The organism is Pedobacter anseongensis, from assembly GCF_037482965.1.
GTDB lineage: Bacteria > Bacteroidota > Bacteroidia > Sphingobacteriales > Sphingobacteriaceae > Pedobacter > Pedobacter anseongensis.
Genome location: NZ_JBBHKB010000004.1, coordinates 13,794 through 36,361, shown reverse-complemented (window position 1 = coordinate 36,361; position 22,568 = coordinate 13,794). Strand labels below are relative to the sequence as shown.

The window sequence follows — 22,568 nt, the reverse complement described above, 5'->3', positions numbered from 1 at the left end:
TCTATAAGTTCTATAAGGTGTGAGCTGCCAATATCGACTCCCAATACTGCTTTAGTTAATTAATTGTTTTTAATTGAAAACTACCAGGTGTCAGTTCTAAAAGGTGCTAGGGGCAACCCCTCAACATTATAAAGATTACCTGCGCTACTGTCTTTGAAAGCATACCTTACAGCTAATGGCTCTTTAACCTTTGTGCTTGTTACCGCAATGGTCCGACCCACCACAACGGCATCAGCTGGATAAAAAACCTTGTCTTCTCCAGCAATTTCAAACGAGATAATCTTTTGATCATAGCTGGTCAGTCCCAAAGCCACGTAATCAAAACTAACCACTGCCTTATCGCCAGTGATTTTGAGTGTTTTGTAAATTGGACCCCTATAGGCAATCCCCTCCTTTGCATATTGCTTTGCTAATGCCCAATACAGCAATCTTTTGCTAATAATGGTTTTATTTGGCGGGTGGATCGTGGTGTTGCTGCCCGCATCAACACTTACTACCATCCCCGAGTTAGGAATAAGCTTTGATGCCTTTGCTTGTGCTTCGTATAAAAGTGGGATGTTCTCTTTAACGTCTTTATAAATGTTTGGTGCAATTTGAACATAGTAAAATGGCCAATCTCCAATGTTCCATAGTTTGCGCCATTCGGCTACCATTGCAGCCATTTTCCTATCGTAGGTTAAGGGATTAAATCGATTATTTTCGCCTTGATACCACAATACACCTTTAAGTTGAAAACCTATGATAGGATTAATCATGGCGTTGAACAACACCGCAGGATCATTTTTTATAATTTTTGCTGTATCAGGAGGGTTTTTAAAATCTGAGAATCCATCTAGGCTTTTTTTCGTCATCCAGGCTTCAATGTCTGTTCCCCCATAGGCCGATTGGATAATGCCAACAGGTACATTTAGTTTTTGCTGCAATAGCCGAGCAAATTGATAACCGATCGCACTGAATTCTTTCACACTTGCAGCATTAGCATGTTGCCACTTCACAGCTAATTCTGTTAAAGGGGTTCTGCTCGTATTCTTTTCAATTCTGAACAATCTTACTCCCGGTTCATCAGCATCCATTAAGATATCATTCGAGTTTAATACGGGTTGATTCCCATATCCTTTAATGGGCATTTCCATATTAGATTGCCCAGAACAAAGCCAAACCTCTCCTATCAAAATGTCTTTGACGACTAATTTTGCTCCATCATTTAAAGATATTTCATAAGGTCCTCCAGCTTTTGGTGTTTGTATTTTTGTGTTCCAGTTTCCAGTGGCATCAGCTCTAGTGTGATAACTTACCTTATCCCATGAGGTGATTATACTGACCATCGAATTGGGGGTGGCCTTTCCCCAGACTTTAACTTTTTCCTTTTGCTGTAGTACCATTCCATTACCGAATATGGCAGGGAGTACAACATTTGCCTTTAACACCTGTATGCCGCTAAGCAACAGTAATACGAATGCGAATGTTTTTTTCATTGAATTCTTCTTTTATGTGATTGATAATGATAAGTTACGCTGTTTTTACCTTCAATTTTTGTAGATTTTTAATAATGGTATTCTATTTGGGTACTGCTTTAAGTGTGTGGCCTTTTGTACTTTGAGCTTATTTCGAACTTTGCAACAACCATTTTAAATTAAACCTCGCTAATGATACCAGTTGAGGCATATGCCCATCCCCTCCGTGGCCATATAAACAAACTATGGTTTTATCTGGAAGCACGGTCAGATCAGAATAAGTAGCTTCACCCTGTTCCAGCAACCGACTTATTGGCCATGTTTTTCCTTCGTCATTACTCATTCTAATGGTCAAATCCTTTCTGTAGTTAGGATTTGTTGGTTGAGAGATTAAATAAATCTTTGATGAATAGTTAGTTAAACCTATGTCGCACACTCTTCCTGTTAATGCAGCATCATATTTCAAATCTTGGCTCCAAGTTTCTCCTGAGTCTTTGCTATAAACCTTTGCTTGATAAGAACCTTCACTTGGAGTTAAGGCTCTACCAATTAACATCAAATCTCCATTTTGTTGTTCTACAAGTTGCGACTCATTCAATTCGCCGATTGGCGTATCAGCGCCAACCTTCCATGTTTGCCCATGATCATCGCTATAGATACAGTTAACTCCATAATTGCGTTGTTTTGGAGGAAAAGTTATCGATTTCCTATGCCAAACAGGGATGATCAACCTATTATTTTTTAGTTGAATGCCATGTCCTGGTCCAGGCAAATGGAATGTCCAGCCATTTTTGTTTCCGTAGAATAAAGAAGAAACCGATCTCGCAGCCGACCAACTTAATCCATCATCTTTACTAGTTTTGTAAAAAACTACAGTACTTTGGTTTTGGTGATTTAAAGCATAAAAAAGAAATATTTCATTGGTTTTTTGATCTTGTAATACTGTCGGATTTGCCCACGAATTCCCATCATTACTTTTTACGACCACTATAGATTTTGAAAAGCTCCTTCCTTGGTCAATACTTCTTTTCATGACAATGTGGTGTGCACCATCATCACTACCTGTGTTTATTCGTGCTTCAGCAAAGGCAAGAATAGCTCCTTTGGTAGTTACCGTAAGTCCGTATACAAAGTGAGCAAACATCCCGTCTTCTTTCTCTTTCCATAAGGTTGTTTTCTGTAAGAACGGTTTTTTATCAGCAATGTCCAACTTAAACGATGTTAAGAACAGAAGAATTACTACCAGCGATAAAACGTTAAACTTTGTTATACTAGAGAGAGTCCTTCTTGAATCCGCCGTTTTCATGCATCAAAAGATTTGATATTTAGCCAACCTACATAGAAAATAAGTAATTATGTAGGTCATATATAGCAAATAAAAAAAATATTCTTAACTAATCCTAATTTTCAGCTGTTTAAATTATGTTTCATTTGCGATGAAGCTGCCATGAACTTATCATTCCACTGTGTGATTTTGAAAATCATGGCGGTTTCATACTTTTTTTTGCAAAAAATCAAGCATATTTTTTTGAATGTATCCGAAAAGCGCTATATGATACATAAAAGTAAGATAACTCAATGAGTCAGTCCGAATAAAAAACCCCCAAACTAAGGGCAAACAAAATTATACATAGAATTAATAAATCAGATAGTTATACTTAATTTTTTAAGCTACTTGTTTAAGATGGCAAGAACAGGAGATCAGATTTTTGAAGTAACCAAATTGCTTTTTCTCCCGACTTTATGCTGCTATAACATGGCAAAGGAATGCCTTCAGGATTTTTAAAAAACTATTTCCTTTTGCCTGCAATATAACTCTCGATAACTGCACGGTCGTTCGATCCAGTTGCCCGCTTTGCCCCAACCACCTGCTGGATACTAACTTTCATCTTCGTTGCTACATGAGACAATTCATAGTCTTGCGATGAATTTACCTTTTTTCTGTCCTTTGGTCCTGACTTTGCCATGATATGTTTTTTATAGGTAGATGTAAATATTGTTTTTCGTTCCTTTAACAAGACAAAAACGCTATTGTTTTGCTAAATATATAATTTCTGTTCACCAGTGTAATAGGCAGTACGTCCGCCGATCTTTTCGGATTTCACCTCGGCGCCCGTCGGAGATTTTTTGATCTTCGCCCCGTGCACCTTCATAAAGTCTCGCAATTCTCCTCGCAACTCATCGCCATTTTCTTTCTCGATTGCCGAAATCGCTTCGTTCAGAACCGAAACCATCGAACCATAGAGTTTTTTCACTGCGGCTGGCGGGATGGCAGAAGCAACAGACATGGGCGAAACCCTTGCATCCCACAAGATCTCATCGGCATAGGAATTACCTATGCCACGTAATGCCTTTTGGTCCATCAGTACCTCCTTGACCCTCTTTTTCCGCTTGGATAACAGCAGCGCAAAGTCTTTCTCTGAAATATCCAGTGCATCTGGCGCCTTCACGGCTGGCGGATCAAGGGTTGGCGTTGCTTGCTTTAAGATATCAACGACAGCAAATCCCACACCTCCGGTAAAATGGAAAGCAAACACGGTATGCCTGGGCAGTTCTCCTCCCTTTTCCAACGCATCAAGTTCACCTCTAAGCATTAGATGAAGGCTCAAAACATGGTTTCCTGAAAAATGAAGCTGCAGAGTCTTTCCCGACCGTTCCGCACAGACCAGTTTCTTTCCCTCGATCGCAGCTTTTACTTCTTTTGAAGACGGTTTGAATTTCTTGGCTACGTTGACGTCAACTTCTTTTAGCGTTTTTCCAGAAAACCTTCTAGAAAGTGTGCCTGCAAATACAGTAAGATCTGGTAGTTCAGCCATAACATTATTAAATTTAAAATTAAACAGAAAGGTATTTCTTGATCGAACGGACGGAGGTACCGTTCAGCACTATGGCCGCCTTCAGGTCGTCCTCGCTCACCTGGAACTCGTTTGCCCAATGGGTTAAGTCGAAGGGATCGTCGGCATTGATCACCCTGTCTTCTGAGGCATCATCAAAAGGTTCGAGCGTATCAGAATCGTCGTTAATCGGAAACCGCTGCTTAATCTGCTGGGAATCTGGTATATGTTCCGAAAATCCAAAATTATCCTTATTCTCTTCCATAAAAGCAAAACAGCCAAGGAAAAAAAATGTTCTGCCAAGGGCAAAAAAAGAAAGCGGAAAATATCCGAAGATAATCCCGCTCATCTAAATTAACGCTCTCCGATATATTAAAGCAAGATAGTGCTCAATGTTTCTCGGCGAAGCAAAAAATTAAAAGGACTATACGTCTTTGTATTTTTGCTCCAAAATTTCAATTTCCTTCAGCGCTTCGGCAATCCCGTTACGCTGGGAGGTCAGAATATTCAAATGATCAGCGTGCAGCTCATTGTCCTTGATCGCCATATCATATTTTTCCAGTGCGGCCTTTTCGCCAGTCACCACGGCACCAAGCAGAGCGGTCTCGCTTTTATCGGTCAGCGCTTCCTTGATATCGATCCAAGTGCGATGTATCGCCCCAAGGATACCACCCTCATCGTTTTCTGAGATGGTGCCATGCTTGGCCAGGTGCGCCTTCAGTTCTGTCTCATAAAGCTTACGCTCAGCTACATACTTCAAGAATACCGCCTTGAGCTCCACATTGTCCGTCGAGTCCGCAGCCGACAGATACCCTTCTTTTCCATCATTGATGATGGAGATCAGACCTTTAAGGTCTGAAACTATTTCTTGATTATTTTCCATTTTTTTTATGTTTTTCTCTACGGCAAAACCCCAAAACAAACCAAAGGTTTGCCAATTAGCGGAATATGATACAACGACCTTATTCCGATAGGTTGTGGAGGTAGAAAAAATCGCTATACAAAAAACGGCTGAACCTGGCGACCATACCTGAAAGCTTATAAAGCATTACCCAAAACCTTTCATTAATCCAGATTGTTAAATACCGTATGTCTAAACGAAAATCTGCACAGGCCACCGCTAAGCTTAAAGCAGCATTACTGCTCGAAAAGCAGCACGATTACAAGGGCGCCATTGCACTTTATGAGAAAGCAGTCGCGGCCGATCCTGCAAACCCACAGGGCTGGAACCGCCTAATGATTGCTTACCGCAGGATTAAATCACAGGCACAGGAAGCAAAGATCATTAAGACAGCGATAGCGAACTACCAAAAAGCCATCGAAGATTCCCAAGTAGATTGGATCGAAAAAAATAGGGAAAAAGTTGAGGGAAGTCGTGAACTGGCTAAGGCTCTTGGCATGCTTGACGAAAAGGGACTTCCCCAGCGCCAAGACCAGACCCTGAGTAAATGGCAGGCCAGGTTATATCTGGTCGAATACCGGATACGTGCAAAAAAGAAAAAGGCGGGCAAAGCAAAGACCAAAGTAAGATCCGTCTGAACGACCACCTCACAAACATCATCCTATTGGGGATGGAGCTTCCCGCATGGATCGCCCACCAGCACATATCGGCATACCAGAACATCTATAAAAGTTTGGCGAAAAAATATGATCTCCTGTTCCTTCCTTTCCTGCTGGAGGGCGTGATCGGTAACCGCAAGCTTAATCTCCCAGACCTTGTGCATCCCAATACAGCCGGCTACAGAATCATTGCTGACAGCATTTGGCCTTTGCTCAGGCCCCTGATCTGAGCAGTCCAAAAGGGGAATACCTGATTGGATAGTTGTTTGGAACCAATGTGGAAATGGCCAATGCGATTATCAGAGTTTTTGCTCCTTTAGCAACCTGAGCTTGGCAAGCGTATCCAAACAAAGTTGCCATGAACTATTATCCAAGATCGATACGTCGATGAGCTCAAGATTCTGGATTGCCAGGTTAATCGCATCTGTGCTACTAGAGGTGAATTCTAGCAATCTACGAGCTGAATCGATAGCAATTAACGCAGAATCAAATTCGCTCTCAGCGATAAATATATCCATTGCGCTGCGCCGTTGCACCTCTGGAAGGTTCGACATTTCCAAGACTGGGATGAACGGGAAGACAGCATTAGATCTTGTACGGCCACTGTGGTCGAAATAATGCACAGTTATTGTCCAGCCGTCGTTTTCTTCCCCGATATCAACACCAGTTACGGTAATCCTTGGCTCATGGTATTCGATACACTTTACCAAAAGATCCTTTGTCAGTTTGGTATTCGAGCCATCAAAGTACTGGAGGAAAAACCAAATTGGACTTAGGGACACCTGTGGGCGCTGTGCAGTGAAGAGTCGTAACAGGTTTTCATTGACCGACAGCTCCCGCGCACTATCAGCTTTCCAAGCCCTGCCTGCAATCGAAACTGAAATTTCCGCTCCGAAGACTTTTAGCATCTGCTCAATCTTAAAGGGCGCATTTAGCTCGGCCAAAAGTTGGCCGAGATCCTCAGCTCTAAGACCAGACTTTTTAGCAAGTTCAACGGTCGTCATCCCGCATGCCTCCATACGGGATTCAATAAATTCTTTTATCATACAGCGAAGAAACAAAAAAACGCAATCATGAACAACTGGGTGGTTCCTATTATACACTTCGCCGCTAAAGAAATCAGCAATACCCTCGAGAACCCTTCCAAATAAAGTCAGATATAACTATTGTTGCCAATTTTGTCGGAACCGAAAGCAACCCAGCTCAATTTCAGGCTGATTTCAACACCCTCAGACCAGATCAAGGGAGATTACTTTAAGTTCAGCGAACAGGGGCATCAATGATAAAAAATCCCTGCCAGTGGCAACTAATGGAAGTATCCTATCTAATGTTATGATCGAAGACCCTACTTCAATTTTGCCATCAGCCGATCGATCAGCTCTGCTTGGCGGGAATTGATCTTGCTCTTTGCCATTTCAAGATCGAACCATTCGCCCCGGTCCGCTTCGGGAAAACTAGCTATCCTGCCAGAACCTCTGGGCCACTCGATCTCAAAGGTATTGCTCTTTACCAAGTCAGAGTCTAGATCAAATTCCACCGCAAAACCGTGCACCCGCTTTCCGCCCTTTTGTACAATAAAGCCAAGGGAAATGAAATCGCCCGAAACCTCCAGCCCCGTCTCCTCCAAAAACTCACGACGCGCAGCATTAAGTAGGTCTTCACCATCATCTACCAGCCCTTTGGGAATGGTCCAATAACCCCGGTCCTTGCGCAAAAAGAACGGTCCGCCCGGATGGAGCAGAAAAACTTCCAAATTTCCCGAAACAAATCGGTAGGCTAACACGCCCGAACTTTCCAGCATCTGATGTTTACATTTATCTTAATGATCAAACAGCACAACCCCAGAATAGTTTACTCGGGATACCCTTATATGTTTTACTGTGGCGCACCTGTCGTCAAACTTTCGAAATTACAGAAACAGAATTAGGTGAGTGTGATCGAAATCACAAAATAAAACAGCGTAGCCGAGGATTTTGTACTAATTTCTTCATCAAGCAAGGTTACAAATTTACTTCTTATCTTCCCTATATCCGGTCCAGATGCTTACCATGCCTTGGGGCTCTTGGCCAAATAAAGGGTCTTTCTGGGGAACCGGAACCTTGTCTACTTTATCACGTACCCCATCGGGCCGCTGGTCCCCCAGTTTGATCAGATCTGGTTCTATCCCTCTAGGATACGCACCTACAACTGCAAAATCATCACTATGGCTTAATGAAATGTGTCCCGTTCCCGCTGGAATCATGATCACGTCCCCGGGCCTTACCTGCATCTTTTCTCCTTCAGGACCGCCAAGCTGTAGGAGAGCATTACCCGCGTACACGCCTAAGACTTCATGTGTATTGGTATGGTAATGGTGATAATCATATACCCTCCAGCGAAAAGAATTGCTCCAGCCGTTTTGCGCGAACCTTTTCTCCAGGAAATTAGCGGCAAAATCACCTTCCGTCGCAAAGACCGTATGGTAAATAATCACAGGGTACTTGCTATTGGGAATAGTTCCATCATCGAAAAGGTTAACAATTTCAAACGTACCTTCCATTTTGTTCCTTAATAATTATTACTATTCCTTTTTTCCTTTTACGCCCTTCTTTTCCTCCGGGTGGTTTTCAAAATATTCCCTTGCCTTTTTCAATCCAGTGGCAATAGCAATCCCTTCATCGCCACCCTCCTTTAGAATTTCATTGGCAATCTCGGTTGCCTTTTCCCGAAGGTATTTGGGCTGGTTTTTATAAGATGGTGGGTAGTCTCCGTTGTACCATGGCATGGTCCCTCCTTTTTTTATTGAACAAACTCAGTTAAATTACGGCTTACACTTGCGGTTCCGTCAGCGATTCGAGCACCTCGATCAGCGCTTTCGCAGTCGGCCCAGCCGACAGGGGATTTTGGCCCGTCACCAAGATACTGTCCCTTTCCACATGGGAGGCGAAAGGGATTAAGGCAGTTTTTACTTCAGCACCCAGTTCTTCCAGTTTGCTTTGTAACTGATAGGGCACGTTACCGCTACGGCCGGTCAATACCTCCTCAGCATTGCTAAAGGCCGACACCACTTTACCTCGCAAAAATCCCGTACGAAGTTCAGCTGCTGCAATCAGCGCCGCTGGGCCATGGCAAACTGCGCCTACAGGTTTTCCCTTATCCAAGAAATCCAAGATTAGCTGCCCGCTAACTTTGCTCCTGGCCAAATCCCAGATCGGACCATGGCCGCCAGGATAAAACAAGGCATCAAATTCCCCGGCATTCACATCGTTTAAGCTTTGCGTATGGTTAAAGGCATGTTGCGCCGCTTGGTCATCCTTAAAACGGCGGTTCGAGCCCGTAATGTTCTCGGTCAGTTCGCTCATCGGATCTATTGGCGGCCTCCCTCCCATAGGGCTTGCTAGTGTTACCTGGTAGCCTGTGTCGATAAATTCATAATAGGGATCCGTAAATTCCCCCAGCCAGACGCCCGTCTTGCTGTCGGTATCCTCCATCGCACTGTGCGAGGTAAGAATCATCAATATTTTTTTCATAGGTAGATAAATTTATTTAATGTCTTCTGGATCTAGTTCATTGCCTTCCTCATCGATACGATGGTTTTCTTCCCAGTTGGTCCCATCTCCCCGTGTCGGTTCTTTAATCTTTTTTTCTTCGTCCTGCTGCTGTTGAGGTTTCTCTTTAGGATCTGTCATTGCTCATATATTTGTTGATATCATAAACAACACTACCGTAATAAAGTTCATTTAAATTTAAAGCATTCCGAGATGATCATCGGTAATTCATCCACCTGCATATCCGGGCGTCTAATCCTCGCCAGGTTGGAAATTACTCCTTAGATGACCTTTGACAACAAGTAATTCTACGACGAGACAGTTTTCATTCAGCCATTTTCGCTTGCCGCTTTTTTCTTCAGCAGGTAACGGGCCATCTTGTCCTTGGTACCGCATTCCACTGCACTGCACCACTTGCGGCCCCTGTTCTTGGTCTGGTCCAGAAAAACCCAACCGCAGGCCGGGCATTCCTTGATGCGCCTAGCATCCACGTCCAACAGCATAGCCTTGAGGGATTGGAGTACCGGCCAGAGTGGCGCCTGAAGGTCCGATGGATCTTTTACCAACACTTCGCGAAATTCTCCTTCGTCATACACGATAGAAAACTTCGACGCCGCCCGAACTAGCAGTGGCTTTCCCTTGGACAGTAAGCGAGCGATCTCCACATCATTGTGGGCCGCAATCGCAGAAACAAGATGATAAAGCATCTCGCGTACTTTTTTGATATTTTTCAGGGCCGCTTCGGCAGTGTCAGGATGTTCTTCGGCATATCGGCCGAGCGCTGAGCACATTTCCGAACTTAAGACCTTCAATCTCTCGCACCACTGTATCAAGTCGTCATAGGATTTCAGGTATTCGTTCAAGTTCTTTCCCCGCCATGCGTACACCGTATTGATAAAGTTATGGCAGAGCAGGCTGCTTTCGATGGTCAACGTTGCGATCGTCCTAGTTTGTTGCATGAACAAATATATTCATTTACCACCAAACAATATTTAACTGGTAGCGTTATTGAATTAATTACTACCAAAACAACTTTAGCTAGTATAATGAAAAAAGCACCACAATCCAAGGTAATCTTGGGCTTCGCCGCGGTCTACGTGATCTGGGGAACCACTTACCTTGCCATCAAGTTCGGTATTTCGGAAATCCCACCCTTCCTGATGGCCTCGCTCAGGTATTCCATCGCGGCCACTGTGCTGACCGCCATTTCTGTGATCTTAAAAAAGGAACTAACAAAAGTTCCCATCCTAAGGAACATGCTGCTCGGGGGATTTATGCTCAGTCTTGGCCAGGGCATTCTGTTCTGGGCCGAGCTGCACCTTTCTTCGGGGCTAACAGCGGTGCTTGTCTCTACGCTGCCCATTTGCTACATCATCGTGGACCGCACCAATTGGAAAAATTATTTTCATAGCAAGGTCACCCTGCTGGGCATCGTGTTAGGTCTAGCAGGAGTGGCTTTACTCTTCAGCGAACAGCTCGGTTCTAACAGCGAAGGCGAAAAAATGACCCTGATCGCTTCTTTGGCAGTGATCGGATCGTGCCTCTGCTGGGCATGGGGGTCGATCTACTATAAAAATCACACCTGCGGACCACTGATGCCGGAAGTGAGCTGGCAGCTAGTTGGAGGCGCCATAGCGTGTCTAGTGGTTAGTGCCTCTACCGAACCGCTGACCTCAGTAGACATTTTCTCATTCTCCCTGCGCGCCTGGGGATCGGTAGTCTATCTAGCCATAGCCGGCTCGGTGATTGCATTCACGGCCTCGTACTATCTGCTCTCGGTCAGGCCTCCGGCTGTAGTTGGGACCTATGCTTATGTCAATCCGATCATTGCGGTGTTGCTGGGGGTGCTCATTGCGGGCGAACACGTATCAACCATCCAAGGCATTGGTATAGCGGTCATCCTCATTGCCGCCTATCTCTCCAACCGAGCAAAGTTCAAGGCAAAATGACCTGAAATCGATAAGATGGGATCAGAAAATCTTAACAGTCTGAATGTCCCTTCGTTCAATGGTGATGTTCACTGACCTGCCCCCTTCGGGCCTAGTACAATGATGTTGTCCAGCCAGAACGGTAAAGAGCTGGCCTGGCTGAAGGCGAACCATCTTGTTGGGCATATCGATCAGCAGTACGCCCTCCAGGCAAATGAACGTTTCATCGGAACCTGGATGATAATGCCAAAAGTACGCTTCGGTCATCACAGACACTCTTACCACATGGTCGTTGACTTCGGAAGCCATCACATTGCGATAGCCATCGGCGCCTAAAGAAAAATCTATTGTATCAAATACTTCCATACGATTATATATTGCAGTTTTGCAGCGGCGTCAGTCCATAGACAAGATATTCCTCGATCGATGGAAAATCTAAAATGATACACATAAAATAGCTTTTTCTTACAAACACTAGCATACCTCAGAAGGTTTTACCAAATCCCACAACCCATCAAAATAGCCAAAAGGCAAAACACCCGGCCAACATTCCATTTCAAGTTGCCCCTGAACCAAATTCATAGGTTAGAATGAGCTTTCTAGCAAAGCAGATTGAGCTTCAAAACAAAGCTTAACACCAATCGCCTGCCTTATCTTTGTGTATTATTAAAATACAAAAACATGGAAAAAGTATGGTTCATTACCGGCAGCTCGAGAGGACTTGGGCGCAGCTTAACAGAGGCAGTTCTGGCAACTGGCGACAAGGTCGCAGCAACTGCAAGGGATATTACTTCGCTCAACGACCTCAAAGAAAAATATCCAGCTCAACTCTATCCCATTCGGCTTAACGTAGACCATTCGGGAGAGATTTCCTCAGCGGTAAGCACGACCATTTCGCACTTTGGAAGGATAGACATATTGGTTAACAATGCTGGCTTCGGCATTACCGGAGCCATTGAAGGCTATACCGAGCATCAGGTGCAAAGTCAGCTGCAGACCAATCTCTATGCACCCATCGCACTTACCCGGGCAGTGCTTCCCCATATGCGAGCAGCGAAATCTGGTCATATCCTGCAGGTCAGTTCGATCGGCGGCAGGGTCGGAAGTGGAGGCGTGAGCATCTACCAGGCTGCAAAATTTGGCCTCAGCGGTTTCAGCGAAGGCCTTGCCATCGAAGTCGCACCACTTGGGATCAAGGTAACCTGCGTAGAACCCGGCGGTTTTAGAACCGACTGGGCGAGCGGGTCGATGAGCTATGCCCCGCACGTTGAAGGGTATGAGACAACGGTCGATACCCGTGTAAATGCCTTCCAGAGCGGAAACATCAAACCCATGGGCGATCCGGACAAGGCGGCTCAGGTAATGATCGCGATCACCAACCACCCCCAGCCCCCGCTCCACCTGCTACTGGGAAGCGAATCTGTTGCCATCGTCAAATACTCAGAGGCAGCCAAGCTCAAGGAACTTGAAAACTGGGAACACCTGAGCATCTCCACTGACGCCGATGACGCGGAAAATTTTCTGGAGACTGAACACGGCAAAAAATATCTAGATTTGAAAAAGTAACACAAATTGATATGCCATCCCTGTCCGAAAAACCAAAGATCTCCCATTCCTGCTATTATGAAAAGAGCAGAGAGGGCGAGCAGTTTGTCAGCGACCACGTGTTCAGCTACCAGGTCTCCGGCTCGCTCACCCTTATCGACGGCGCTGGCAAACAGGTGTTCACCCCCGGGGATTTCAGGCTGATTAGGCGCAACCAGCTGGTGAAGTTCTTAAAGGAGCCGCCAGCTGGCGGAGCGTTCCGCTCTTTTTCGGTTTACCTTGACCAGCAGACCCTGCGCACATTGAGCATTGAGCATACCCTATCAGCAGCCCTGCCCTCCGCACTGGGCAACCTCATCAAGCTCGCCCCAAAGCCCCTACTGAAAAGCTATATCGATTCGCTTGCCCCGTATAGCCAACAAGGCATTGAAATCGACCCGAAGCTCATCGAAGTTAAGCTCCGCGAGGGAATCTTGATCCTGCTGCAGAGCGACCCCAGGCTAAAGGATATTCTGTTCGATTTCAGCGACCCGGTCAAAACCGACTTGCAGGGATTTATGGAAAAGAACTTCCACTTCAATGTGCCCATGGAACGTTTCGCCTATCTGACAGGGCGGAGCCTGGCCACCTTTAAAAGGGATTTTGACAAGTTCTTTCAAAGCAGTCCCGGTAGATGGCTCCAGCAGCGCAGGTTACAGGAAGCCCATTACCAAATCAGCGAAAAGGGGCGGTCGGCATCTGAGGTCTATCTTGAAGTGGGATTTGAGGATCTATCCCATTTTTCCTTCGCCTTCAAGAAAAGATATGGGGTATCGCCGTCAAGGGTCTGATGGGTGGCTGCCAGGGTTAGAGCACAATCTCCCTTTCACAGCCGATGTCTTTTAAAAACAGTTCATCGTGGGAAACGACCAGCAGTGTCCCGGTATATGCCCTTATTGCCACGGTAAGTACCGCTAGGCTCTGTAGATCTAGGTTATTGGTCGGCTCATCAAGTACAATCAGTTCTGGAGCGTTCCTTTGATTGCTCAAGCAGCAGAGCATCAGCCTCATCTTTTCCCCTCCGCTCAACATCCCGCAGTGCCTGTCCCAACTGTCCCTCCCAAAAAGGAACCAGTCGAGACGGCTCTTGAGCTCATGCTCGCTCAGCAGGGAATGAAAGCTGCTCAGCTGCTGGAAAACAGTGATGCTGTTATCGATCAGTGAATACTCTTGATCGATATAGACTGAATTTGCAAAATTGCGGTATATCTTTCCGGCATCAGCGGCCTGCCTTCCAAGAACGATCCGCAGGAGCGTGGTTTTCCCCGACCCGTTGGCGCCTTTTAGCGCAATACGCTCCCCGCTCAACAGCTGCAGATCGAGCCTGTCCTTGAAAAGGGGAAAGCCATTAAAACTATGTGCCAATCCCTCGACCCTGAAAAGCACCTTTCCATGATGGAGCACATTTTGCGAAAACCCGAACCTAAGTTCAACGTTTCCAGCCAGTGCATACCGCAGGGCCTGTAGCTCCCCTACGATACCTGCGATCTTATCCGTGTGCACGCTACCGGATTTAGCGGTGCTGTTCTCGGCCTTATTGCGCAAGGTGTTCATCATGATCCTGGCCGTCCCTGACTTTTGTTGCTTTTTCTTTCCCCTGGCATCGAGTTTTTGCTGGCGCTTGCTGGTCTCCCGCTCTTCCAACCTTGCCTTGAGTAGCGCGTTCTCGTAATGTGCTACGCTATCGGTTAAGGCCTGTTCCTCGATCTGTTTCTGGGTGACATAAAAATCGTAATTTCCGCCATAGGTTCTGACCCCTTTCCTGCTGAGCTCATGGGTCTGATCGAGCAGGTTCAACAGGCTACGGTCATGGCTGGCGACGAGCAAAGCCGACCTTGTATTTTCGATCATGGCATACAACTGCTTGCGCCCCTGGATATCCAAATGGTTGGTCGGTTCATCGAGCAAGATAAGACCGGGCAGGTGGATAGCCATTCCCGCCAAAAACACCTTAGTCTTCTCTCCGCCGCTCAGCTGGGAAAACGGACTGGCAAGATCAATTCCTTCCAGCCCCCATTCCGAGAGGGCCACTTGGCACCGCTCCTCGATAGACCAGTCGTCCCCAAGGGCTGTAAAGTTTTCCTCGCTGGCCTGGCCTTCGAGTATTGAAAATAATGCGCTGAGCTTGCCCTCCAACCTGAGCGCCTGTGCAATACTCTGGTGGTTATACTGCCCAAAATGTTGGGGGACAAGGTAGGGTTTTGCGCTCACTGCGAGCGTTCCAGAGGCAGGTTTTAATTCGCCGGCAATGATTTTCATCAACGTAGATTTGCCGCTGCCGTTAGTTCCCACAAGAGCGCTCTTTTGGTTTGATTGCACAGTGAAGTTGAGCTGGTCGAACAGCACATCTCCGTCCAGATGTGAATATGAAATATGGTGTAAAGTAAACATGAAATCCTTTCGCTAAAGATGAATGATTCGGCCGGAATGGCCATGGGTTCTTTATGGAATATGAAAGGAAATCCTACATGTGTATCGTTTTTGTTGAGCGGCAAAGATAAAGATTATACCACAAACTCCAAAACCTGCGTTAAAATACTGTCTTCGGTAAACCCTTGGGAAAAAAATGAGCTTTAGAATTTTGGCACTGGTACTTTCGGCCGCACTGTTGCATCCGTTTTGGAACCTGCTTTCCAAAAAGGCTCACGGCGGAACATCCTTTATCGGATAAGGCAAATCGCAAGTACCCTCCCGTACCTGCCCCTTTGGATCTATACCATGTGTTAGGGCCACCCAAAGCAAAGACCGACTGCAAATGTATTTGTCTTGGGCGGCATCATTGCCCTAATCCTGAATTGAACCGAACTACCAGCAAATACCCATGGTATAGTCGTATTAAGAATACATTCGGGTAAACAAATGAATTCCCAACATTGTTATTCCAAAAAAATAATAACAACAATGGGACTATTGAAAACAGCCTTGATCGGTGCCGCAGTATACGGCGCAGTCAAATACCTCACGAAAAAAGATGCTTTGGGACAAACCAAGCTCGATGAAATCAAACAGCAACTGCCGCAATGGATAGAAAAAGCGAAAGCTGACCTCAACGGACTTGGGACCAGTAACCTCCCACAGGCGCAATGACGAACAAATGGCTGTTCAAAAGAATGGCCATTTTCAAAATGAACCAAGCTAATCGATAACCATGAAAAGTATTCCAGGCATTGAAAAACTAAACGACCTATTGACCCAGGTAGAACTCGAAAAACTGCTCAAAGCAGCGGGTCGCCAAGCTCAGACTTCCAACATGAGCTTTACGATCCTTTCGGTAACCGGAAACGAAATCCAGATCGAGGTTGCCCAAGGAGAAACCAAGTCTGGTAAATACGCCACAGAAGCGACCTTGACTAGTCGAACGAAAGAACTCTTTAACAAATTCATACCAAAACTACCGTTGAACATTAGCCCCGTACCTTTCGCCCCTTCACCAGCAAGTACGGTCAATCCTGAATGGCTGGAAAGTAAAATGCAGCAAAAAGGCCTGCGCATCAAGCAGATCGCCTTTGACACGGGGGTAAATCGGGAAAGCATATCGGACTGGGTCACCGGCAAACGCACCATGAGCCAGATCGTCAAAGCCATGTTCTACTTTTACTTCAAATAACCCGTAAAAAATGAATACCACTCCAGCGAACCTCGACCGATTCCTATCCGCGCAGCAGCACACTTATCAGACCGTTCATCTTTCCACAGCTTCAGGGGCTCGGCAGTAGTGAAATGGCCGTCCGTTACGGCATCGCTAACCTGCAAGAAGCACAAAGCTATTACGACCATCCCATTCTCGGACAGCGGCTGATCAAAATCTCAAGTGCCATCTTAAAAGCGAACACAGCGAACCCCACCAAGCTCATGGGTAGTCCCGATGATCTCAAGCTACACTCGTGCATGACCTTATTCAACGAGCTCGACCTCGCCCATTCTATCTTTCAAAACGCACAGGACAAATTTTCAAGGGAGAAAAAGACCAGAAGACCTTAACGCTACTGGGCAAATCAAATTAAGCCAGCGAATCAACCGCTTCAGCAGTTCGGCTTGGGCAGGATTGATGATTAGATTAAAAAGAGAGAAAAGCAAACTGTTGGTAATTTTACTAAAAATGTTAGTAATTACTAACATTTTTAGTATTAGATTTGTTGTTACTAAAATCATGTGTAAATCATTCGCACATGAAAACAACAATGATAAAGGAAAAACAGGAAATATTAACTCGATTAAGGCAACAGATTTCAGCAGCGCAGGGATTTAAATCTGCCCCTACAGCTAATGGCGAGGGCTTTGGACTTGGAGCAATCGAAGCCTGTTTCCCTAACCAGATTTTTCCCACTGGTACCATCCACGAATTCTTGGCCGAGCACCCAGAAGACACCGCAGCAAGCGAAGGTTTTATCGCAGGCCTGCTCGCCAAGCTCATGGAAAACGGAAACTCCTGCCTATGGATCAGCAGAAATAGAAAACTTTTCCCGCCCTCACTGGAAACTTTCGGTGTCAACCCCCAGCAGATCATATTCCTGGACCTCTATTATACAAAGGAAATCTTATGGGTGATGGAAGAAGCCCTGAAATGTAAAGGTCTTGCCTGCGTGATTGCCGAACTATCGGATATTGACTTTGCCCAGAGCCGCAGGCTGCAACTGGCAACCGAAAAAAGCCATGTGACTGGAATCCTGTTAAGAAAAGATCCCAAGCGAAGCCTTTCTGCAACAGCTTGCTCTGCAAGATGGCAAATCAAGCCACAGCCCACAGCAATCAATCACAACATCCCAGGCGTAGGCAATCCGCGGTGGGAAGTTAACCTCATCAAAGTCAAAAACGGAGAAGGCGGCAAATTCCTGATCGAATGGGCAGAGGACCGGTTTGCGCCGCTGGAAAGCAAAGCCAATGCCCAGCCCCAAACTATTGATTTTCCAGAAAGGGGACAGATCGCATGAGCAGGTTCCTAAGTATCTATTTCACCAACCTATTGACCGATTACCTGGCCATCAAAAAACCAGAACTAAAAGACACCGTCTATGTGTTCACCATGTCCCAGAAAAATAGGATCATGGTCACTGCCGCCTCCTGTGAAGCTGAAAAACAGGGCATATTTGCCAGCATGGCCCTAGCTGATGCCAAGGCCATTGTCCCGGACATCCTAGCCTTTGATGACAAGATCGATTTCAACAAAAAACTGCTCATCCGCATTGCTAAATGGGCGATCCGATATTCACCGGTAGTTGCCATCGATCTGCACGACGGGATCATTCTCGACTCCAGCGGCTGCTCGCACCTGCTCGGCGGAGAGGAAAATTACCTGGAAACCATCATCGGCAAGCTCAAGGAATCCGGCTATAATTGCCGCGGAGCCATCTCGGACACCATCGGCACTTCCTGGGCAATAGCAAGACTGGGCAAAAAATCTCCGATCATTGCATCAGGACAGCAGTACAACGCATTGCTAAATTTACCTCCAATGGCGCTTCGCCTTGAACAGCCCATTATTGAACGGCTGCACAAGCTCGGCTTTGACAAGATCGGAAAGTTCATCCAGCTGCCAGCTTCCATGTTAAGGCGCAGGTTTGGTAATGAAATGCTACTCCGCTTGGGCCAGGCCCTTGGAACTGAAGAAGAGCACATCAAACCCATTATCGTAACCCCTCCCTATGAGGAACGCCTATATTGCCTAGAGCCAATAAGAACCAAACCCGCCATCGAAATTGCCATCGAAAAACTATTGCACGAACTGTGCGCCCGACTTCAAAAAGAAGGGCTTGGCATAAGATCGGCGGAGCTGAAGGGCTACCGTTTAGATGGAAGGATCACCGAAACCAAGATCGGCACCAACCAACCTACCCACAAGGTTCCGCACCTGGCCAAACTGTTCGAGATGAAGATCAATAAGATCGAGCCTGCCCTAGGCATTGAGCTTTTCATATTGACCGCCACCAAGACCGAACCCGTCCTTATGCATCAGGAAAAGCTCTGGAGCGGAAAATCTGGCCTTGCAGACCAGAACCTTGCGCAGCTGCTTGACAGGCTCGCCGGAAAGATCGGACCACAGGCCATCCGAAGATATATCCCCCAGGCACACTACTGGCCCGAGCGTTCACTCCGCCCTGCCATATCATTGGACGAAAAGACTGATATTAAATGGCAGAAGAGTAATCCGCGTCCGATGGAAATGCTCCATAAGCCAGCTGCCATACAGGTCACTGCGCCCATCCCCGACTACCCGCCGATGAACTTCCGCTACAAGGACGAACTTCATCAGGTTGCAAAAGCCGATGGCCCAGAGCGCATCGAGCAGGAATGGTGGATGGCAAACGGCGAGCACCGCGATTATTATATCTTGGAGGATGACAAGGGACGAAGATACTGGGTCTTCCGCTCGGGCCACTATAACGAGGAAGGGTCCGCATGGTTCCTGCATGGATTTTTTGCATAAAATGAAAACGATAGGAGAAACAATTATGGGCTACTGCGAACTACAGGTCACTTCGAACTTCAGCTTTCTAAGGGGCGCCTCGCATCCGGAGGAACTCATCGAGCAGGCTGCCGCTTTTGGTTATCCCAAAATCGCCATTACCGACGTGAACACGATGGCAGGGATCGTCCGAGCGCATTCAGCCGCAAGAAAACATAACATTGAAATCATTCCTGCTTGTAGGCTGGATCTTTTGGACGGACCGAGCCTTCTCGCCTATCCCACTAACCGAGAAGCCTATGGCAGATTATCAGCCATGCTCAGTGAGGGCAACTTCCGCGCCGAAAAGGGCAAATGTTTCCTTTATAAAAATGATGTTTACCAAAACCAAAAGGATATCCTTTTTATCGCCGTTCCGCCAGATACACTTTCAAAGGGCTTTGATTTTGAACTCAGCTTCCCCCAAGCTCTAAAAGAGTACAAGGAAAATTTAGGAAGCTCGCTTTTCCTTGCCGCCAACCGGAACTATCAGGGACAGGACCAGAAAAGGATGTTCAGGTTGGATGAGCTCAGCAAAAAGCTTGGCGTACCAATGGTAGCTACCAATGACGTCTATTACCATTGCCTTTCACGAAGGGAACTTCAGGACATCCTCACCTGCGTGCGGGAGAAATGTACCATCCATAATGCGGGATTTCGCCTGATGATGAATGCCGAGCGGCATTTAAAACCCGTGGAGGAAATGCAGCGTTTGTTCCGTCAATATCCAGATGCAATCGATAGGACTTTGGAGATCGCCGAAAAATGCAAGTTCAGTTTGGAATCATTGGAATACGTTTATCCCGAAGAGATTTTATCGGGCAAACGGGCACCGCAGGAAGAGTTGGAATACCTGACCTGGAAAGGAGCGGAGGAAATGTTCGGCCTGCCCCTCCCCCAAAAAGTATTGGACAACATCAACCACGAGATGAAGTTCGTCAAGGAAATGAACTATGCTTCTTATTTCCTCACCGTTTATGATATCGTAAGGTTTGCAAGGGAACAAAAGATTCTATGCCAGGGGCGTGGCTCTGCTGCAAACTCTACCATCTGCTATTGTTTGGGCATTACCTCGGTCGATCCGACCAAGTTCGACCTGCTTTTTGAGCGCTTTATTTCATCCGCTAGGAACGAACCGCCGGATATCGACGTGGATTTTGAACACGAGCGTCGTGAAGAAGTTATCCAGTACATCTACAACAAATATGGCCGTGACCGGGCTGCAATAGTTGCGACGGTAACGCAGCTACACCAAAAGGGGGCACTCAGGGATGTGGCCAAGGCCATGGGACTATCCACCGATACCATCGATAGGCTATCGGCCTCGATCTGGGAATTTACAGATGAGTGGTTTGAAAGCAATAGGGTTTCCGAGCAGGGCCTTAATCCACGGGATCCGCTATTGGTAAAAGTTTTAGACCTCACCCGTCAGATGATGGGCTTTCCACGTCAGCTAGGCCAGCATACCGGCGGCTTTGTGATCACCCGTGGCAAACTGACCGACCTCTGCCCCATTTTCCACGCCCGAATGGAAGACCGTACCAATATCGAGTGGAACAAGGATGATATCGATGCGCTTGGGTTTCTGAAGATCGACGTACTGGCGCTCGGCATGCTCACCTGTATCCGAAAGGGATTTGACCTGGCCAAAAAGCATTACGACCTTGACCTTACTTTGGCCTCGATCAATAAGGAAGATGACCCGAAGGTGTATGAAATGATCAGTGCTGCCGATACCATCGGAGTGTTCCAGATTGAAAGCCGGGCCCAGCAGCAGATGCTACCTCGCCTTCGTCCAAACTGTTTCTACGATCTGGTTATCGAAGTAGCGATCGTTCGTCCAGGTCCAATTCAGGGCGATATGGTGCATCCCTATTTGAGGCGAAGAAACGGCGAAGAGCCAGTTGAATATCCGTCCAAAGAGCTCGAAGAAATTTTGGGCAAAACTTTGGGCGTACCTTTATTCCAGGAACAGGCGATGAAGATTGCTATCGTAGCCGCCGGCTTTACCCCTGCCGAAGCCGATGAACTGCGCCGGAGCATGGCCACCTTTAAGATGCACGGCATGGTGACCAAGTTCGAAAAACAGCTCGTGGATGGAATGACCGCAAGAGGCTATAGTGAAGAATTTGCAAGACGGGTCTTTAAGCAGCTCGAAGGATTTGGAAGCTATGGGTTTCCAGAAAGCCATGCGGTCAGCTTTGCCTTGCTCGTTTACGTCTCATGCTGGCTGAAATGCTATTACCCCGATGTCTTTGCCTGCGCCATTTTGAACTCCCTTCCGATGGGCTTTTACCAGCCTGCGCAACTGGTAATCGATGCAAGGAACCATGGCGTAGAGGTTCGGCAGATCGATGTGAACATTTCGGGATGGAACAATAAGCTGGAAGAAAAATCGGGAAAATATTGTGCACTGAGATTGGGCTTTAGGCAGATATCGGGAATTCGTGAAGATGATATGGAGGCCTTGGTGCTGGGCAGGGGCTCCGGCTATAAAAATCTCCACTCACTGTTGGATGTTGGGGTTTCCGTGGGCGCCATGGAACGCCTCGCCGATGCGGATGCCTTTCGCTCCCTGGGTCTTGACCGCAGGCAGGCTCTTTGGGAAGTTTCCGCACTAAAGGATAGACCTGTAGCGTTATTTGAAGGACAGCCATCCGAGTCGGACAAAGAGCAGCAGATTGCTTTGCCGCTGATGAGCAAGGGCGAACATGTGGTACAGGACTATGCCTCTACCGCACTTTCATTAAAGGCCCACCCGGTTAGTTTGGTGCGAGAAAAGCTGAAGCTGTTCAACGTAAAATCCTCACAGGAAATCCGCGATACCGAAAACGGCCGTATCGCAAAGGTGGCGGGACTGGTCATCGTACGCCAGCGCCCGGGAACAGCCGGCGGGGTCTGTTTTATCTCCATAGAAGATGAGACCGGGTTTTCAAATCTAGTAGTTTTCGAAAAGCTCTTTGAGACCTATAGAAAGGAGATATTGCATTCAAGGCTATTGATGGTGGAAGGCAAAGTGCAAAAGGAAAGCGGCGTAGTGAATGTAATCGTATCCAAATGTTTTGATTTCACCAAGCTGCTCAAGGGCCTGACGGCAAAGGACGATGACCAGCTGCCGATATTAACGCTCTCCAGAGCGGATGAAAAATCACCGCCCTACCCAGCTGAAAACAAACGCTCACAGGTCCGTCAGGCTACGCCCCAAGAAATATTCGATGGGGGCAGGAATTTTAAATAGG

27 protein-coding genes are annotated in these 22,568 nt (G+C 46.6%); 12 read left to right on the top strand and 15 right to left on the bottom strand.

Annotation, left to right across the window (positions count from 1 at the left end):
* Positions 1 to 80: 80 nt before the first annotated feature.
* The 6 genes from WG904_RS14445 to WG904_RS14420 form a co-directional block, all read right to left on the bottom strand.
* Complete coding sequence (locus tag WG904_RS14445) at positions 81 to 1,475, bottom strand: sialate O-acetylesterase (protein ID WP_339580041.1); 1,395 nt, start codon at positions 1,473 to 1,475, stop codon at positions 81 to 83.
* Positions 1,476 to 1,602: 127 nt separating this feature from the next.
* Positions 1,603 to 2,760, bottom strand: a complete 1,158-nt coding sequence (locus WG904_RS14440) for a sialidase family protein (RefSeq protein ID WP_339580040.1) — start codon at positions 2,758 to 2,760, stop codon at positions 1,603 to 1,605.
* Positions 2,761 to 3,244: 484 nt separating this feature from the next.
* Positions 3,245 to 3,421 (bottom strand): DUF3606 domain-containing protein, encoded by a 177-nt coding sequence (locus WG904_RS14435; protein WP_339580039.1) that lies wholly within the window; start codon positions 3,419 to 3,421, stop codon positions 3,245 to 3,247.
* Positions 3,422 to 3,493: 72 nt separating this feature from the next.
* Positions 3,494 to 4,270 (bottom strand): DNA-formamidopyrimidine glycosylase family protein, encoded by a 777-nt coding sequence (locus WG904_RS14430; RefSeq protein ID WP_339580038.1) that lies wholly within the window; start codon positions 4,268 to 4,270, stop codon positions 3,494 to 3,496.
* A 19-nt stretch (positions 4,271 to 4,289) separates the two neighbouring features.
* Positions 4,290 to 4,637, bottom strand: coding sequence for a DUF3606 domain-containing protein (locus WG904_RS14425; protein WP_339580037.1), 348 nt, complete (start codon positions 4,635 to 4,637; stop codon positions 4,290 to 4,292).
* Positions 4,638 to 4,712: 75 nt separating this feature from the next.
* Positions 4,713 to 5,171 carry a PA2169 family four-helix-bundle protein gene (locus tag WG904_RS14420; RefSeq protein ID WP_339580036.1) on the bottom strand — a complete coding sequence of 153 codons (459 nt, stop codon included), beginning with the start codon at positions 5,169 to 5,171 and terminating at the stop codon, positions 4,713 to 4,715.
* Positions 5,172 to 5,377: 206 nt separating this feature from the next.
* Between WG904_RS14420 and WG904_RS14415 the strand changes: the two genes are divergently transcribed.
* A complete protein-coding gene (locus WG904_RS14415) occupies positions 5,378 to 5,827 on the top strand; it encodes a tetratricopeptide repeat protein (RefSeq protein WP_339580035.1) in 450 nt (149 codons plus the stop codon).
* A 32-nt stretch (positions 5,828 to 5,859) separates the two neighbouring features.
* Positions 5,860 to 6,078, top strand: coding sequence for an SGNH/GDSL hydrolase family protein (locus WG904_RS14410; RefSeq protein ID WP_339580034.1), 219 nt, complete (start codon positions 5,860 to 5,862; stop codon positions 6,076 to 6,078).
* A 69-nt stretch (positions 6,079 to 6,147) separates the two neighbouring features.
* Here WG904_RS14410 and WG904_RS14405 read toward each other — a convergent pair whose 3' ends face one another.
* From WG904_RS14405 to WG904_RS14375, 7 genes are all read right to left on the bottom strand, one after another.
* Positions 6,148 to 6,894 (bottom strand): hypothetical protein, encoded by a 747-nt coding sequence (locus WG904_RS14405; protein WP_339580033.1) that lies wholly within the window; start codon positions 6,892 to 6,894, stop codon positions 6,148 to 6,150.
* A gap of 299 nt (positions 6,895 to 7,193) precedes the next feature.
* Positions 7,194 to 7,649 carry an NUDIX hydrolase gene (locus WG904_RS14400; RefSeq protein ID WP_339580032.1) on the bottom strand — a complete coding sequence of 152 codons (456 nt, stop codon included), beginning with the start codon at positions 7,647 to 7,649 and terminating at the stop codon, positions 7,194 to 7,196.
* A gap of 207 nt (positions 7,650 to 7,856) precedes the next feature.
* On the bottom strand, positions 7,857 to 8,387 hold the full coding sequence (locus WG904_RS14395) for a cupin domain-containing protein (RefSeq protein ID WP_339580031.1): 531 nt from the start codon (positions 8,385 to 8,387) through the stop codon (positions 7,857 to 7,859).
* Positions 8,388 to 8,408: 21 nt separating this feature from the next.
* The gene (locus WG904_RS14390) at positions 8,409 to 8,612 is read right to left on the bottom strand and encodes a DUF2188 domain-containing protein (RefSeq protein WP_339580030.1); all 204 of its coding nucleotides are present in this window, start codon (positions 8,610 to 8,612) and stop codon (positions 8,409 to 8,411) included.
* Between the two features lie 43 nt (positions 8,613 to 8,655).
* Positions 8,656 to 9,357 carry a type 1 glutamine amidotransferase domain-containing protein gene (locus WG904_RS14385; protein ID WP_339580029.1) on the bottom strand — a complete coding sequence of 234 codons (702 nt, stop codon included), beginning with the start codon at positions 9,355 to 9,357 and terminating at the stop codon, positions 8,656 to 8,658.
* 12 nt (positions 9,358 to 9,369) lie between these two features.
* Positions 9,370 to 9,516, bottom strand: a complete 147-nt coding sequence (locus WG904_RS14380; RefSeq protein ID WP_339580028.1) for a hypothetical protein — start codon at positions 9,514 to 9,516, stop codon at positions 9,370 to 9,372.
* Between the two features lie 188 nt (positions 9,517 to 9,704).
* A complete protein-coding gene (locus tag WG904_RS14375) occupies positions 9,705 to 10,307 on the bottom strand; it encodes a CGNR zinc finger domain-containing protein (protein ID WP_339580027.1) in 603 nt (200 codons plus the stop codon).
* Between the two features lie 114 nt (positions 10,308 to 10,421).
* Between WG904_RS14375 and WG904_RS14370 the strand changes: the two genes are divergently transcribed.
* Positions 10,422 to 11,324 carry an EamA family transporter gene (locus WG904_RS14370; RefSeq protein WP_339580026.1) on the top strand — a complete coding sequence of 301 codons (903 nt, stop codon included), beginning with the start codon at positions 10,422 to 10,424 and terminating at the stop codon, positions 11,322 to 11,324.
* Positions 11,325 to 11,345: 21 nt separating this feature from the next.
* Here the strand turns inward: WG904_RS14370 and WG904_RS14365 are convergent, their stop codons facing one another.
* Complete coding sequence (locus WG904_RS14365) at positions 11,346 to 11,669, bottom strand: cupin domain-containing protein (protein ID WP_339580025.1); 324 nt, start codon at positions 11,667 to 11,669, stop codon at positions 11,346 to 11,348.
* Between the two features lie 246 nt (positions 11,670 to 11,915).
* Between WG904_RS14365 and WG904_RS14360 the strand changes: the two genes are divergently transcribed.
* Both WG904_RS14360 and WG904_RS14355 read left to right on the top strand, forming a co-directional pair.
* Positions 11,916 to 12,869, top strand: a complete 954-nt coding sequence (locus tag WG904_RS14360; protein ID WP_339580024.1) for an SDR family NAD(P)-dependent oxidoreductase — start codon at positions 11,916 to 11,918, stop codon at positions 12,867 to 12,869.
* Positions 12,870 to 12,880: 11 nt separating this feature from the next.
* The gene (locus WG904_RS14355) at positions 12,881 to 13,678 is read left to right on the top strand and encodes a helix-turn-helix domain-containing protein (RefSeq protein WP_339580023.1); all 798 of its coding nucleotides are present in this window, start codon (positions 12,881 to 12,883) and stop codon (positions 13,676 to 13,678) included.
* A 16-nt stretch (positions 13,679 to 13,694) separates the two neighbouring features.
* Here WG904_RS14355 and WG904_RS14350 read toward each other — a convergent pair whose 3' ends face one another.
* Positions 13,695 to 15,278 (bottom strand): ABC-F family ATP-binding cassette domain-containing protein, encoded by a 1,584-nt coding sequence (locus WG904_RS14350; protein ID WP_339580022.1) that lies wholly within the window; start codon positions 15,276 to 15,278, stop codon positions 13,695 to 13,697.
* An 18-nt stretch (positions 15,279 to 15,296) separates the two neighbouring features.
* Between WG904_RS14350 and WG904_RS14345 the strand changes: the two genes are divergently transcribed.
* The 7 genes from WG904_RS14345 (at position 15,297) to WG904_RS14320 (ending at position 22,567) form a co-directional block, all read left to right on the top strand.
* Positions 15,297 to 15,464 carry a hypothetical protein gene (locus WG904_RS14345; protein ID WP_339580021.1) on the top strand — a complete coding sequence of 56 codons (168 nt, stop codon included), beginning with the start codon at positions 15,297 to 15,299 and terminating at the stop codon, positions 15,462 to 15,464.
* A 324-nt stretch (positions 15,465 to 15,788) separates the two neighbouring features.
* Positions 15,789 to 15,974 (top strand): YtxH domain-containing protein, encoded by a 186-nt coding sequence (locus WG904_RS14340; RefSeq protein WP_339580020.1) that lies wholly within the window; start codon positions 15,789 to 15,791, stop codon positions 15,972 to 15,974.
* A gap of 61 nt (positions 15,975 to 16,035) precedes the next feature.
* Entirely contained in the window at positions 16,036 to 16,494 is a 459-nt protein-coding gene (locus WG904_RS14335; RefSeq protein WP_339580019.1) for a helix-turn-helix domain-containing protein, read from the top strand.
* A gap of 14 nt (positions 16,495 to 16,508) precedes the next feature.
* A complete protein-coding gene (locus WG904_RS19655) occupies positions 16,509 to 16,868 on the top strand; it encodes a DUF1810 family protein (RefSeq protein ID WP_431844434.1) in 360 nt (119 codons plus the stop codon).
* Between the two features lie 188 nt (positions 16,869 to 17,056).
* Positions 17,057 to 17,818, top strand: a complete 762-nt coding sequence (locus WG904_RS14330) for an ImuA family protein (protein WP_339580018.1) — start codon at positions 17,057 to 17,059, stop codon at positions 17,816 to 17,818.
* Positions 17,815 to 19,311 carry a Y-family DNA polymerase gene (locus WG904_RS14325; RefSeq protein ID WP_339580017.1) on the top strand — a complete coding sequence of 499 codons (1,497 nt, stop codon included), beginning with the start codon at positions 17,815 to 17,817 and terminating at the stop codon, positions 19,309 to 19,311. Before WG904_RS14330 ends, WG904_RS14325 begins: the two co-directional genes overlap by 4 nt.
* Before the next feature lies 1 nt (position 19,312).
* Positions 19,313 to 22,567, top strand: a complete 3,255-nt coding sequence (locus tag WG904_RS14320) for an error-prone DNA polymerase (protein ID WP_339580016.1) — start codon at positions 19,313 to 19,315, stop codon at positions 22,565 to 22,567.
* Position 22,568: the final 1 nt, after the last annotated feature.